This window comes from Kushneria sp. AK178 (assembly GCF_053903105.1).
In genome coordinates this window covers 1,384,557-1,398,465 of the sequence record NZ_CP096381.1, presented here as the reverse complement: position 1 = coordinate 1,398,465, position 13,909 = coordinate 1,384,557, and the positions used below count along the sequence as shown (strand labels likewise).

The 13,909-nt window shown below is 63.3% G+C and carries 12 protein-coding genes; 6 read left to right on the top strand and 6 right to left on the bottom strand.

All coding sequences use genetic code 11. From position 1 onward, the window contains the following. Window positions 1–50 precede the first annotated feature (50 nt). The 3 genes from argE to M1D97_RS06225 all read left to right on the top strand — a co-directional run bounded on the left by argE (window position 51) and on the right by M1D97_RS06225 (window position 2,454). The gene (argE, locus tag M1D97_RS06235; protein WP_456269866.1) at window positions 51–1,226 is read left to right on the top strand and encodes an acetylornithine deacetylase; all 1,176 of its coding nucleotides are present in this window, start codon (window positions 51–53) and stop codon (window positions 1,224–1,226) included. A 229-nt stretch (window positions 1,227–1,455) separates the two neighbouring features. Further along, complete coding sequence (locus M1D97_RS06230; protein WP_456269865.1) at window positions 1,456–1,839, top strand: hypothetical protein; 384 nt, start codon at window positions 1,456–1,458, stop codon at window positions 1,837–1,839. A 183-nt stretch (window positions 1,840–2,022) separates the two neighbouring features. After that, window positions 2,023–2,454, top strand: coding sequence for an RcnB family protein (locus M1D97_RS06225; RefSeq protein WP_456269864.1), 432 nt, complete (start codon window positions 2,023–2,025; stop codon window positions 2,452–2,454). Between the two features lie 81 nt (window positions 2,455–2,535). Here the strand turns inward: M1D97_RS06225 and M1D97_RS06220 are convergent, their stop codons facing one another. From M1D97_RS06220 to M1D97_RS06205, 4 genes are all read right to left on the bottom strand, one after another. Next, complete coding sequence (locus tag M1D97_RS06220; protein ID WP_456269863.1) at window positions 2,536–2,967, bottom strand: OsmC family protein; 432 nt, start codon at window positions 2,965–2,967, stop codon at window positions 2,536–2,538. Window positions 2,968–3,088: 121 nt separating this feature from the next. Next, window positions 3,089–3,589 carry a thiol peroxidase gene (tpx, locus tag M1D97_RS06215; RefSeq protein WP_456269862.1) on the bottom strand — a complete coding sequence of 167 codons (501 nt, stop codon included), beginning with the start codon at window positions 3,587–3,589 and terminating at the stop codon, window positions 3,089–3,091. A 59-nt stretch (window positions 3,590–3,648) separates the two neighbouring features. Next, a complete protein-coding gene (locus M1D97_RS06210; protein WP_456269861.1) occupies window positions 3,649–4,221 on the bottom strand; it encodes a histidine phosphatase family protein in 573 nt (190 codons plus the stop codon). A gap of 139 nt (window positions 4,222–4,360) precedes the next feature. Beyond that, window positions 4,361–6,037, bottom strand: a complete 1,677-nt coding sequence (locus tag M1D97_RS06205) for a glucan biosynthesis protein (protein ID WP_456269860.1) — start codon at window positions 6,035–6,037, stop codon at window positions 4,361–4,363. 451 nt (window positions 6,038–6,488) lie between these two features. On the opposite strand from M1D97_RS06205, the gene M1D97_RS06200 reads away from it, so the two are divergent. Continuing rightward, a complete protein-coding gene (locus M1D97_RS06200) occupies window positions 6,489–7,772 on the top strand; it encodes an exonuclease SbcCD subunit D (protein ID WP_456269859.1) in 1,284 nt (427 codons plus the stop codon). Beyond that, window positions 7,769–11,077 (top strand): AAA family ATPase, encoded by a 3,309-nt coding sequence (locus M1D97_RS06195; protein ID WP_456269858.1) that lies wholly within the window; start codon window positions 7,769–7,771, stop codon window positions 11,075–11,077. The genes M1D97_RS06200 and M1D97_RS06195 overlap by 4 nt, the downstream gene beginning before the upstream one ends. A gap of 67 nt (window positions 11,078–11,144) precedes the next feature. On the opposite strand, the gene M1D97_RS06190 is transcribed toward M1D97_RS06195, so the two are convergent. Continuing rightward, window positions 11,145–11,717 (bottom strand): hypothetical protein, encoded by a 573-nt coding sequence (locus M1D97_RS06190; RefSeq protein ID WP_456269857.1) that lies wholly within the window; start codon window positions 11,715–11,717, stop codon window positions 11,145–11,147. Window positions 11,718–12,038: 321 nt separating this feature from the next. On the opposite strand from M1D97_RS06190, the gene M1D97_RS06185 reads away from it, so the two are divergent. After that, a complete protein-coding gene (locus M1D97_RS06185) occupies window positions 12,039–13,067 on the top strand; it encodes an alpha/beta fold hydrolase (RefSeq protein WP_456269856.1) in 1,029 nt (342 codons plus the stop codon). 43 nt (window positions 13,068–13,110) lie between these two features. Here the strand turns inward: M1D97_RS06185 and nfi are convergent, their stop codons facing one another. Beyond that, complete coding sequence (gene nfi / locus M1D97_RS06180; protein ID WP_456269855.1) at window positions 13,111–13,839, bottom strand: deoxyribonuclease V; 729 nt, start codon at window positions 13,837–13,839, stop codon at window positions 13,111–13,113. Between the last annotated feature and the right edge of the window lie 70 nt (window positions 13,840–13,909).

The following is a 13,909-nucleotide window of genomic DNA, read 5'->3' as shown; positions in this document are numbered from 1 at the left end:
TTTGATGCCCGGCAGCTTGTTTATCCCATTTTTCAGACACCGAGAACGCCATGACAACCACCCCTGCTGCACTGCCCACCACTGCCCGGGACATTCTGGCCACGCTGGTCGGCTTTGACGTGCTGTCCCGGCACTCCAACCTGGCCCTGATCGAATGGGTCGAGCAATTTCTGGATGCCCATGACGTCAGCCATGAGCGCATTGCCAGCGATGACGGCGAGCGTTTCAATCTGCTGGCCCGTATCGGCCCCGATGTGGCCGGCGGCGTGGTGCTCTCCGGTCATACCGACGTCGTGCCCGTGACGGGCCAGAGCTGGCAGAGTGATCCCTTCACCCTGACCGAGCGGGACGGGCGGCTTTACGGTCGGGGCAGCTGCGACATGAAGGGCTTTCTGGCCTGTGCGCTGTCCGGCGTACCGGACTGGTGTCAGCGCGATCTGAAACGCCCCATCTGGCTGGCGTTTTCCTACGACGAGGAGATCGGCTGTCTGGGGGCGCCCCGGATGATCGAGCATCTGATCAGGCATCATCCCGAGCCCGCTGCCGTTATCGTGGGCGAGCCCACCCTGATGGCGCCGGTCACCCTGCAAAAGGGCATTACCACGCTGAAAACGGTAGTGCATGGCGTACCGGCCCACTCGAGCCAGGTCAATCAGGGCATCTCGGCCATTCATGTGGCGTCACGGCTGATCGGTCGTATCGAAGACATCATGAGCGAGCTGGCCGAAGAGAACCAGCTCAACGATGCCTTCAACGTGCCCCACTCCAGCCTGCATGTCGGCACCGTCACCGGGGGCAACGCCATCAACATCATGGCGCAGCACTGCGCGTTCGAATGGGAGATCCGCCATCTGCCCGAGCAGGGCTTCGATGCCGTTTTCGAACGCTTTCGCGACTACAGTGACGAGCTGGAAGAGACGCTCCGGGCGGTCAACGGTGACTTCGCCATCGAGACCACCACGCTGACCGACACCGTGCCGGGGCTTGAAAACCGCAACAATGACCGGGCCATGGCGCTGCTGGAAAGACTGGGCGTGCGCGACGCTCAACAGGCCGTGGCCTATGCCACCGAAGCCGGACAGTTCCAGCGGGCCGGCCTGCAGGCCGTTATCTGCGGCCCCGGCAGTATCGAACAGGCGCACCGGGCCGATGAGTTCATCACTCTGGAGCAGCTCGAGAAAGGCGAGCACTTCATGCAGACGCTGGGTGAGCTGATGACAGAGTAGAGCAGGACATGCCGGGTGATCCGGACTCCCGCACCGGATGGATCGTGCCCATCACGCTGTTGATTGCAGATGATGCTCCAGAAGACGCCTCGCCGGGTGACGACCGTGCCCGCGGGGCGGTCTCCTCCCCTGCCCCTGCCGTATCGCTTTACAACCGCGCTGATCGCCCGGCCGACCGGGCATCTTCGCCGTCGCATCTCCCTGCCGGAAAGACGATCGACGTCACAGCGTGAACTTTGCTGATTCAACCATCTATACTGTCACGGAACGTAACGGCACAGCCAGGGAACAGGCCAGCGCCGATACTGTAAGGATGAAAAAAGAAACACTGCTGTTACAGAGCAAGGGAGGGCGTCTCATGAAACTTTTCAAACGAAACGCATCGTCGGCTGATACGCGGCCAAAACACCACGCGGACCTTGCCTCGCCACCGGGTCAGGCCTCCGCCATGCTGATCGATGACAGTGAATTTGATCAACATGAGACTTTTGTCCAGCTCAAGCATCGCCTTCAGCGTGCCGAATGGCGACAGCGTCAGGCCTACTACGAGAAATACGGCGCCGCGCCGGCGCCGAGCATCATCCGTCCGGGGCAGGACCGGCTGGTACATTGAGACGTTGTGGCACAGCCAGAACGATCTCGTCTGTTCGACGAGGCCGCTTTCCTGAAAGCGGCCTCTTACATATGTAGAATAAAAAGTGTGGCCACGATGATCCCCATGAGGATTGCACCGATGCTACCCGTAGCGTCACAAGGGTGTAATCCGGCTTCAATGGTTTGCTGGAAGGAAACTGGAATGCGTATATGTCCAGCGTTGATGACAATTCCCCTGAGTATCGGGCTGCTGCTGGTGGTACTGCAGGGCTACGTACAGGCAGCCCCTCAGCAGGAGCCGGGCCAACAGACCACGTCGGAGATCACGACCGCTCGCGACACCCAAAGCGGCCCCAAAATCGATCGCGGTCTGGTGGTCAGAACCCTTCATGCCCACCGGGATGACTTCAAGCGTCGATCCTTCGACGCCGTAACGATTCCGCTGAAAGCCGGGGAGCGGCTGCCGGACAATGTCGACAGCGAGCAGCTGCCCGACACTGTCAAGCAGGCCCTGCCGCGCTATGAAGGCTACGCCTGGCGGCGTATCGGCAACGATGTTGTACTGATCGGCATCGCCTCCAACACCTTTTACGAGATCTTTCCGGGAATTTTGCAGGATCCCGAGACGCCATGATTGTCACACCGGAAACAAAAGGGCCCCGCTTTCAGCGGGGCCCCTTGCTATCGACCAACGATGTCGTCACCGGCAGTGATGTCAGCCTTCAAGGCGTGCATCCAGGGTGATATCGGCATTGAACAGGCGCGATATCGGGCACCCTTCCTTCGCATCGTTGGCCGCCTTCTCAAAGGTCGCCTGATCGGCACCGGGCACCCGGGCCACCGTGGTCAGGGCCACCTTGCTGATATAGAAGCCGCTGTCGTCCTGATCCAGCGTAACCGTGGCCTCTGTCCTGATGCTCTCGGGCTCCAGCTCAGACTGGCCGAGGATCATTGACAGCGCCATGGAGTAGCAGCTGGCATGCGCCGCGCCGATCAGCTCTTCCGGGTTGGTGCCCGGCTGGCCTTCAAAACGGGTATTGAAACCGTAGGGATTGTCCTTGAGCGCGCCACTTTCAGTGGACACAACACCCTTGCCTCGCTTCAGGCTTCCTTCCCATTCGGCAGAACCTTGCTTCTGAATGGCCATTACGTGCCTCCCTGATGCAGATAACGTTCAAAAATCCCTGTGTCCTGCCTTCGGAGCAGGACACTCATCCAAAGGATAGTCTGTCCTGCCGCACTGGCAACTCCGTTCCGAAGGGGGCCGGCTATAGCACCGATAGTGCCGCCGCATAATCGGGCTCGTTCTTGATCTGATCGACCAGCTCGCTGTGCAGCACCCGGTTGTTTTCATCCAGTACGATGACGGCCCGGGCGCAGAGCCCGCGCGGCCGGCCGCTCTGGATATCCACCCCCCAGGCCTGAACAAAATCGGCGTGATGGCGAAACGTGGAGAGCATGAACACGTTGTCCAGCCCCTCGGCGCCACAAAAGCGGCCCGCGGCGAACGGCAGATCCGCCGAGATGACCAGTACAACCGTATTCTCGAGACGTGATGCCTGCTCGTTGAACTTGCGTGTGGAGGTCGCGCACGTGCCGGTATCGATGCTGGGCACGATCGAGAGCACCTTGCGCTGCCCGGCAAGGTCCTCGAGCGCAACATCATTCATCTCCCGGCCCGTCAGCACAAAAGACGGCGCCTGCTCGCCCGGCGCGGGGAAGTGCCCGCCTACATCTACCCGATCATCGCCATAACCTACGGTCGTCATGCAGAGTCCCTCCCTGATCGCCTGTAACGGATGCCCTGAAGCATAGACAGGGTGGCGCTTCACGCCCAGCCTGCGCCCACCCGGTCCTGCCAGGGCAGCAGCTGCCAGGGCTCTTGCGCCGCCGTCGGGGGCTGACACAGCACGGGGGCCACATTACCAATACGGGCGCCATAGGGGTGTCCCTGGGTCACGTTGCAGATCACCCGGAAAACACCGGAGTGAGCCACGACCAGCGGGCACTCAAAGCGTGTCAGCAGCTCATTGAGCACCGCCAGCACCCGGCCCTGAAACACCGCCCAGGACTCCCCCTTTTCCAGGTCGTCAAAATAGGGCATGGGGTCCTGAATGGGCGTTTTCTCCAGCTCGCCCCAGCTACGCTCCCGAAGGCCTTCATAGAAATGCAGTTCGCTGTCGGGCAGGGCCAGTCGTGCCGTCTTGCGCGCCCGGAACATTGTGCTGACGGCCACGTGAGACCATCTCCGACAGCCCAGCATGACACTGACATCACGCGCCTGGGACTCACCCAGGGGGGTCAGGGGCACATCCGGACTGCCGGCAATAAGACGGGCACGGTTGTAGAAGGTTTCGCCATGGCGAAGAAAGACGAAGGGGCGCGGCAATAGCTCGCTCATTGGATATTCCGGCACTTATCGATCATCGAACAATTCCTTTAGTGTACCCCCCGCAATGGGCGGGCGTTATCCTTTCCGGTCATCACACACCAAAACGGACCCCGAAGGGCCCGTTGCAGTACGCCAGGCCTCTCTGCCATCAGCCGTGACGGTCCCAGTTGCGATCACCGGGGGCCGGCGGCACGAACTGATAGAGCCAGGTTTCGCTCAACGTCTGGTCGCCCAGGCGCAGGTAGACCCGCAGCGTGACCGGGTCGGTCTGCTCGCTTTCGGGATACCAGTCAAACTGTGCGCGCCACATCTGCAGGGGGCCGCCCAGCTTGGTCACCGACACGACCTGCGTCTCGCCGGTGGACGCCGACACCACCGCTTCCATATCGGCACCGGGGGACATATCGTTAATGGGCGCGCCCCGGAAATCGACGGCAAAACGGCGCGCCCAGGTCTCCGGGGAGTGTTCACCGGGAATCCAGCCGTCACGAACTGCCCCGATGCCGGTCCAGGTCTTGTCGACCTGCCCGACCGACGGCTGGACCGGGGGATGCGGGCTCCAGTACAGGTTGTAGCTGTAGCTCAGTTCCTGCCCGGCCTCGACCGGCTCGGCAGGCTGCCAGAACGCGGCGATATTATCGACCGTCTCGCCCATGGTCTGAAGCTCGATCAGCGTGATCGACCCCTTGCCCCAGTCACTGGTCGGCTCGCACCACAGGCTCGGGCGGGCATGGTAATAGTTGACCACGTCGCGGTAATGCTCGAAGTCGTGGTCATCCTGTACCAGTCCGAAACCGCGCGGGTTGTCATCCACGAAGGTGTTGTACTGCAACACGTCCGGATTGTAGAGCGGACGACAGATCCACTCGCCGTCGCCACTCCAGATCGACAGGCGGTCGGAGTCATGGATCAGCGGCACCACGGTATCGCGGCGCAGCCGCTGGCTGGTCCCGGTCAGGAACATGCTGGTCATGGGAGAGATGCCCAGACGCTCGATGCTTCGGCGCGGATAGACGTTGGCCTCGACCCCCATGACCACCCGCTCGGACTGACAGTCGATGTCGAATTTGTAGGCGCCTGTCGCGCTGGGAGAGTCCAGCAGGGCATAGACGGTAAAACGGGCGCGATTGGCCGGCGGCTCATCGAACCAGAAATGCGTGAAGACCGGGAACTCTTCCTGGCCCTCTTCCGGCGGCATGCCGGTATCGATGGCCAGTCCCCGCGCCGACAGACCGAACTGGTTGTTCTTGTCGATGGCGCGGAAATAGGTGGCCCCCAGAAAGGACACCACGTTGGCCAGCGCCGAAAAATCGGGGCTGCGCGATACCCGCCAGCCGGCAAAGCCCAGATCATGATCCTTGAGCTGGTCGACATCGATGCCCGTGCCCTCGTAGGTAAACAGCTCCGGGCGAAAGTGAATCCGGTAGGCCTTGCCATCCACCACGCTGTGCATGCGCACCGGCTGGTTGAACTGCATGCCGACGTGAAAGAACTGGGCCTGAACGGCGGAATTGGCGCGATCGGACCACAGGGCGTGATTCTGATCGTACTGGATGGCCTGGTATTCGTGCGGATCAAGATTGTCGAGTGTCAGCGTATCGGGCAGCGTCTCGGTGGTATCCTGATGCTCGGAGGTGGCCATCTCCCGGGCGTGTGACTTGAGCCAGTCGAAATCGAAATCGGTGCCCTCATCATCCAGCGCCACGCCGATCCCCTCCCCCGGACCGCGGTTATTGTTGCCACTGGCACGGGCCAACAGGGACCGGGTGGACACGCCCAGCGCGGAGAGTGCAGCCGACGCCTTGAGTAGAGTTCTTCGATCCATGGACAAGACATTCCTTTTAAGACGATACGACCCTGCCCGAGCCGCCATCCAGAGTTGAGTTGATACAGGGTCAGCCCCTCATGAGGCTTTCGTATGACCCAAGGTTAACCAGAATCGACCATCACATGCATTGGCGGTTCCTTTGCCCTTGCGTAAAACATGGTGACGCCGTGTCACCATCTGCCGCACGGGCCCTGTCACTGCTGTGCGTGCGGATCGTCAGAAAACGGCCACACCATCGCCCGCTCGGCGATGACGCAGGAATATACCCGCATCGGTCGGTTCTGCCTATTACGTCGAACTTGCGTCCCCGGCAATACATTAACCACGGTCACGCGCGCTCATGGCCGGCCCCTGTGATTACAGGTCGGGAGCCGTCATGATGGCCGCGATTGCTGGCCCCCAATGATGGCACCACGACCAGCACTTTCCTTTTTGACGGTTGCGTTTGATGAAACTGATCCACACTGCTGACTGGCATCTCGGCCAGCATTTTCACGGCCAGTCGCGCCATTACGAGCACCGCCACTTTCTTGACTGGCTGCTGGAGACGCTTGTCGAGCGAGACCCCGATGCCCTGCTGATTGCCGGCGATATCTTCGACGTCATCAACCCCTCCATGGCGGCCCAGTCGCTGCTGTATGACTTTCTGACCCGAGCCCACGAGCACCTGCCGCACCTGACCATCGTCATGATCGCCGGCAACCACGACAGCGGCGCGCGCATCGAACTGCCCGCCCCGCTGCTGCAGCGTCTCAACACCCATGCCCTGGGGCGCATCCTGTGGCACGACAGCAATGAGCCCGACGTGGAGCGTCTGATGGTGCCCCTGCCGGACCGGCATGGCGTGACACGCGCCTGGTGTCTGGCCCTGCCCTTTCTGCGTCCTGCCGAAGTCACCGGCCGGGACCCGCGGGACGGTGAAAACGGTGAGGAAGTCGCCGACACGCCCGGCGACAGCTACGTCCGCGGCATGGCGCGGGTGCATGAGGTGCTGTTCGAGGCCGGCATCCACAGGCGCGCGCCGGGCCAGGCGCTGATTGCCATGAGCCATGCCCATCTGCACGGTGCCAGCGTCTCCGAACACAGCGAGCGCCCCATCGTGATCGGCGGCGAGGAGTCGCTGTCGGCCTCGCTGTTCCCGGCAGAGATTGCCTATGTCGCCCTGGGGCATCTGCACAAGCCGCAGCGCGTGGGCAGCGACCATATCCGCTACAGCGGCTCGCCGCTGGCGCTGGACTTCTCCGAGACCCACTATCCCCATCAGGTACTGGAAGTCACCCTCGAGGGCGAACACCTCGGGGACGTCACCACGCTGCCCGTGCCCCGCGCCGTGGCCATGCACCGCGTGGGCCCGCTGCCGCTCGATGAGGTCCTAGAAGCGCTGACAAGTGCCGAGCTGCCGGACGACACGACCACCGATCTGCCGCGCGAGCAGTGGCCCTGGCTGGATGTGCGGGTCGTGCTGGATGCCCCGCGGGTGGATCTGCGACCCCTGATCGAACGGACACTGAAAGGCAGGGCCGTGCGCCTGGTCAGTATCACCACCCGAGTGTCCCAGCCGCCGCCATCGCCGCAGGAGCACGAGTCGCTGGAGGCGCTGGGCCCGGCGGATCTGTTCAGCAGGACCTGGGCCAGGGAGTACGGTGATCCGCCGCCCGATGACGTCATGCAGGATGTTCAGACCCTGCTGCAGGCACTGCTTGACGACGAATCGCCCGAGGAGCACCCATGAGAATTCTGGCCCTGCGTCTGCATAACATCGCCTCCCTGAGCGGGCCGCATACCATCGACTTTACTGCACACCCGCTCGACAGCACCGGGCTCTTTGCCATTACCGGCCCCACCGGCGCCGGCAAGAGCACCCTGCTGGACGCGCTGTGTCTGGCGCTTTATGGCAATACGCCGCGTCTGCGCACCGCGCCCGGCCGGGACTCTGTCTCTCCCGATGTCGGCGAAGCGACCCTGACCACCGCCGACCCGCGCACCCTGCTGCGCCGCGGCGAAAGCAGCGGCTACGCCGAGGTCGATTTTCGCGGCTGCGACGGCGCGCACTACCGGGCCTGCTGGCGGGTGCGACGCGCCCGGAACAAGGCAGACGGCAGGCTGCAGGGCATCGAGCAGAGTTTGATGTCACTGCCGGACCAGACCGTCATCACGTCACAAAAGCGCGAGTTTGATCGCCTGCTGCCGCAGCGTCTCGGCCTGAGCTTCGAGCAGTTCACCCGCGCCGTGCTGCTGGCGCAAAGCGAGTTCAGCGCCTTTCTGAAAGCCGACGACAACCAGCGCAGCGAACTGCTGGAAAAGCTCACCGACACCGACATCTATTCGCGTTTGTCCATCGCCGCCTATCAGAAAACCCGGGCCTGCGAGCGCGACGTCGCCGAACTGGAAGACCGGCTCGGCCATCAGGCGCCGGCCGGCCCCGACGAGCGCGCCACGCTGGAGCAGCGGGCCGCCGACACCCTGGCCCGGCTCCAGACGCTGCAGACGCAGCAGCAGGCACTCGAGCGCGAACAGACATGGCACGCCACCGACGAGCAGCTGGAATCGCACTGGCAAAGCGCCTGTCGGGACCATGAAGCGGCGCTCGAGACCCGCCGGGGCCAGGCGTCGCAGCGTGACACCCTGGCCCGCCTCGAGGCGCTTGCCCCGGTCCGGCATCTTTTCGAGCAGTACGACGCGCTGACCGCCTCGCGCCAGGGCCTTGAGACGCGTCTGGACACCACCCGGGAAGCACTCGCCGCCGCCACTCGACAGCGCGACGAGATCGCCGGGCAGCACGCGTTACATCGCCAGCAGCTGGAAACGACGCGTCATGACTATCGCCAGCAGCAGCCGCTGCTGGAACAGTGCGCCCTGGATGAGTACCAATACCGTGACCTGCATCAGCGCGCCCTGCACACCGAGCAGCAGCTCGCGCAGCAGCGACAGGCCCTGTCGGAGCAGGAAAGCGCCCTGGCCGAGTGCCGCCGGAAGGCGCAGCAGCAGCGGCGCTCGCTGGCAGATATCGATGCACGCCTCGAGACGCTCACCGACGGGGCCGAGACCTTCGCGCAGTGGCGGGAAGCGACCCGGCAGCGACTGGATCAGTACCGTCAGACGCGCCAGGCGCTGGACGATCTCGAGCATGCCCATGACCACTGGCACCGGCTGGAGACGCACTTCCGGACGCAGGAGGCACGCCAGAGCGAGGATCAGAAGACACTGGACAGCGTGCAGGAAGAAGGCGCCCGGGCGCGCACCGACCTCGACCGGGCACGGCACACCCTCGAGCAGCTGGAAAAGAGCATCGCGAGCCTGCGCGCCGCCCGCAGCGACAGCGTTCCCGCCATGCGCGAGGGGCTGACACCGGATACGCCGTGTCCGGTATGCGGCAGCACTGATCATCCCTATAGCCGTCAGCCGCCGGCCCGGCCCGACCGGGCCATGCTCCTGGCCACCGAACGTGAAGAGCAGCGCCAGCTCGATGAGGCCCGCCAGCACCGTGATCGCCTAGAGCAGCGCTGCGGTGAGCTGCGCGGGCGCGACAGCGAAATCACCAGCCGGATGACGCAGCGCCGCGAGGAGCTTGACACCCTCGCGGACCAGCGAGACGACGCCCGTCGCCGCCTGGAGGCCTGCCCCGAGAGCGAGACGCTGCTGGCCGTTGCCCCTGATGCCCGCGGTCACTGGCTCGAAACCCGGCAGACGCAGATCGCCGGGCATCATGACCGGGAGGCCGAACGTCTGGCCGCCTTTGATCGGGATGACGGCATCAGAGCGCCCCTGCAGGAGCAGCTGCACACCCTGGAGGTGGAAGTGACCCGCCTGGAGGCCGGCGTCACGCATGGCCGGGAACAGTGCCGCACGCTCGAAGCGGCCCATGCCCCGCTGGTCAGCGAGCGCGACCGGCTCGCCGGCGCACTCGAGACACGGCTTGGCCCCTATCCGAGTGTGCAGGCCTGGCGCGAGGCGCTCGATCACGATCTCGAAACGCGCGAGCAGCAGCTCAACGCCAGCCAGCAGCAGCTGGAGGCGTGTGAGGCGCAGTGCCGTCAGCATCACGAGGCCCTTGTGCAGCTTCAACAGCAGCATGAGGACCAGACGCTAAGGCGCGACAGGCTATCAGGGGAGATGGCAACGTGGCGCGAGGCCCACCCCGACATTGACGATGACGCCCTGGTCGACCTGCTGGCGTTGACGACCGAGGAGCATCAGCAACTCGCGCAGGCGATGGCGACCACGGATCAGCACATCAGCGAGGCGCGGCTGCTGAGCCGGGAGCGGCTGACGGTGCTTTTGCGTCATCGCCAGCACTACAGCGAGCATGCCGCCTCGCCCGATGCCACCATACCGGCACAGGATGACACGTACCTTTTGACAACATGGCGCCGCGAGCGATGCGCCATGCTGGCCCGACACCAGGGAGATCTTGAAACGCAGCTGGCGCAGGCTCGAAGCGCGCGTGACGAGGCCGATCATGCCCTGCGCCACGACAATCACTGTCGCGAGCGGGCGCGCGAGATCGAGCAGACGCTGGAACAGCGCCGCCGGGAAATCACGCGCTGGGGGCGCATTTCGGGATTGATCGGTGCCGCCGATGGCAAGCGGTTTCGCCGCATCGCCCAGGGGTGGAATCTGGAGCGGCTGGTCGAGCATGCCAATCTGCACCTTGAAAGCCTCGCACGGCGCTACCGGCTGGCGCGCGGCGGCAGCGAGCTGGGGCTTCTGGTCATCGATACGGAGATGGGCGATGAGCGCCGCTCCGTCCATTCGCTGTCGGGCGGGGAAACCTTTCTGGTCTCGCTGGCCCTGGCCCTGGCGCTGGCCTCGATGGCCTCGCATCAACTCTCCATCGAGACCCTGTTCATCGATGAAGGCTTCGGCAGTCTCGACCCTCAATCGCTGTCGCAGGCCATGGATGCCCTTGATGCTCTGCAATCATCAGGTCGTCGAGTGGGTGTGATCTCCCACGTTCAGGACATGCACGAGCGCATCCCGGTCCAGATCCGGGTGGCGCCCCGCGGTAACGGCCAGAGCGATATCAGCATGGGCTGAGGTCGGGCCGGGTTTCAGCCATGAAAAAGGGCCTCCGAAGAGGCCCTTGAAGGCAAGGAGCGCGTACCTACAGCGCCAGCCAGGCGGCCAGCACCAGAATCGCCAGCAGGCCTACATAAAGCGCGACCCGCACCAGCGGCTTGAACTCGAGCGCCGGAATACTGACCAGCGACAGGCGCGAGAATCTCAGCAGACACCAGATTACGCCCAGCACCACCAGAATGACGATGAAAAACGGAAGGCTGATGCCGATGAAAAGCGCCTGCCACTGCGGCACCGTATGCGACGCGGCCGGGCTGAGCATCAAAAAGAGCGTGCCGCCCAGGGCAAAAAGACCGATATCAAAGGTCGTGCTCAAAAGACGGGTGCCGATCACCTTCAAGGAGCGGGTCACCGGGTTGTCGCGCATCAGATCGCGTGCCATGAAGGCGATGACGGCAAAAAAGAGGGCCACCAGTCCCAGTGCACTCCAGTAGGAGGAGAAGCCGACGCCCTCGGCCATGTTGTCGCCGGTAGACATCCCGGTGACCGCTGTACCGTTGCCGTTGAGCTGATGCTGCATCAGCCATTGGGCCAGGCCACCGATCAGAATCCAGAGAATGATGGTAAAAAAGAAATCGCCAATACCTTTTTTCTGCATGGCCGGAGGTCCTTTGGTTGCATTGGGCGTAGTGGGTTCAAGCGTCCTATCATGGCAAACAAACGACCACTTCGACAGCACCGTATGCCGGCCATGCCGGGATACCGGGCCTGTGTGTCGCCTGTGATGCAGGATCATGACGGATCGGATCATCCGGGGCCGTGCCCGATTGGGCGTATCCCGTCCTGGGGGGAGCTTAAAAAGCCGTTTCGGCCCCATTGTGCGTTGGCGTTTTTTGCCAGACTGAAAGCGCACCCGGTCGCGTTTCTTTCGCACCCACGATAACGACATCGATTCACGATGCCCGGCAAGGAATATTTCATGCGTACGCTTTTACTGGCACCACTGCTTGCTTCCATGGCCCTGCCCGCCATGGCCGCCAATGACACCAGCAACACCAATGACGACGCCCCGGTCTACGGTCCCCGGCTGGAAGGTTTTGACTATCCGTGGGAGGTACATCGCTTCGAGCTGGACTCCCAGCAGCAGTCGCTCGAGATGATGTACATGGACGTGGCGCCGCAGGGCGAGGCCAACGGGGAAACGGTAGTGCTGATGCACGGCAAGAACTTCTGTGCCGCGACCTGGGAGAGCACCATCGAGACGCTGACCCGGCAGGGCTATCGCGTCATCGCTCCGGACCAGATCGGGTTTTGTAAATCCAGCAAGCCGCAGCACTATCAGTTCAGCTTCCAGCAGCTGGCCAGCAACACGCATGCCCTGCTCGAGCACCTCGATATCGACAACGCCACCGTGCTGGGTCACTCGATGGGCGGCATGCTGGCCACGCGCTACGCGCTGATGTACCCCGACGCCACACGCGCCCTGGCGCTGGTCAACCCCATCGGCCTCGAGGACTGGAAAGCGAAGGGTGTCCCCTGGCAGTCGATCGACGACTGGTATGAAAGCGGCAAACAGGCCAGCGCCGAGAAGATGCGCGAGTATCAGCAGGAGACCTACTATGCCGGCGAGTGGGAACCCGAATATGACCGCTGGGTCGAGATGCAGGCCGGCATGTATCGCGGTGAAGGGCGCGATATCAACGCCTGGAACCAGGCCCTGACCTACGACATGATCCTCACCCAGCCGGTGGTCTACGAGTTTGACGACCTTGAGGTTCCCACCCTGCTGATGGTCGGCGATCAGGACAACACGGCCGTGGGCAAGGGCCTGGCGCCGGAAGAGGTCCAGAAAACGCTGGGCCACTACGACGAGCTGGGCCCGGAAATTGCCGAGCGCATTCCCGAGTCGACCTATGTCCACTTCGAGGATCTGGGCCATTCGCCGCAGGTCCAGGCCCCCGAGCGTTTTCATGACGCGCTGCTCGAGTGGCTTGACCAGACCCGCTAAAAACCCGACTCACCGGGAATCAGACCCGGGATAACGGTATATCTCAGGGCAACAGCTCACCCTGTTGCGATGCGGCGTCCTCCCGGGGGCGCCGTGTTTCTGCCGTGCGGCGGGAGGCGAGACGATCGGCCTGTCGAGTGGGCTCCGGCAGTTTGTAGCGGGTCAGACACTGCATGACCCAGCCAATCGAACTCTCCAACGAGATGCGATGGCCGATCGAGATATACAGCGGCTTGACCTTTTCACGGGTGCGCAGTACGGCCCCGATGGTCTCGTTGCGATGTGTCAGGGGCACCCAGCTGCCACGCGCCTCCGGTACCTCATCATGCCGGCCGCAGAGGCGGCTCTTGCCCACGCCGATGGTCGGCATGTCCAGCCAGAGCCCCAGATGGGCGGCAATCCCCAGCCGCCGCGGGTGCGCAATGCCCATGCCATCCACCATCAAAAGATCCGGCGTTAGCGTCAGCTGTTCGAAGGCTTCCAGCGCCGCCGGCAGCTCGCGAAAGCTCAAAAGCCCGGGAATATAGGGCATTTGTGTGGGGGTGCGATGCAGCACGCGCTCCACGATCTCAAGCGACGGCCAGCGCATGACCACGATCACCGCGCGTGTGGTATCGCCGCCGTCCTCGAAGCCGATATCCACGCCGGCAATATGGCTGACCTCTCCTGTGCGATCGCAATCCTCGATACGGGGCGCGAGCGATTTCTGTAGCGCAATGGCGGTGTCGGGATCGACGGTCCACTCATGCAACGGTTGACGTGTTGAAGACATGGTTTCTCCTGTCCGGTTGACTGAGCGTAGACAACCCGGTGCCAGCGGTGCCAGCGTGCTGACCGTTGGG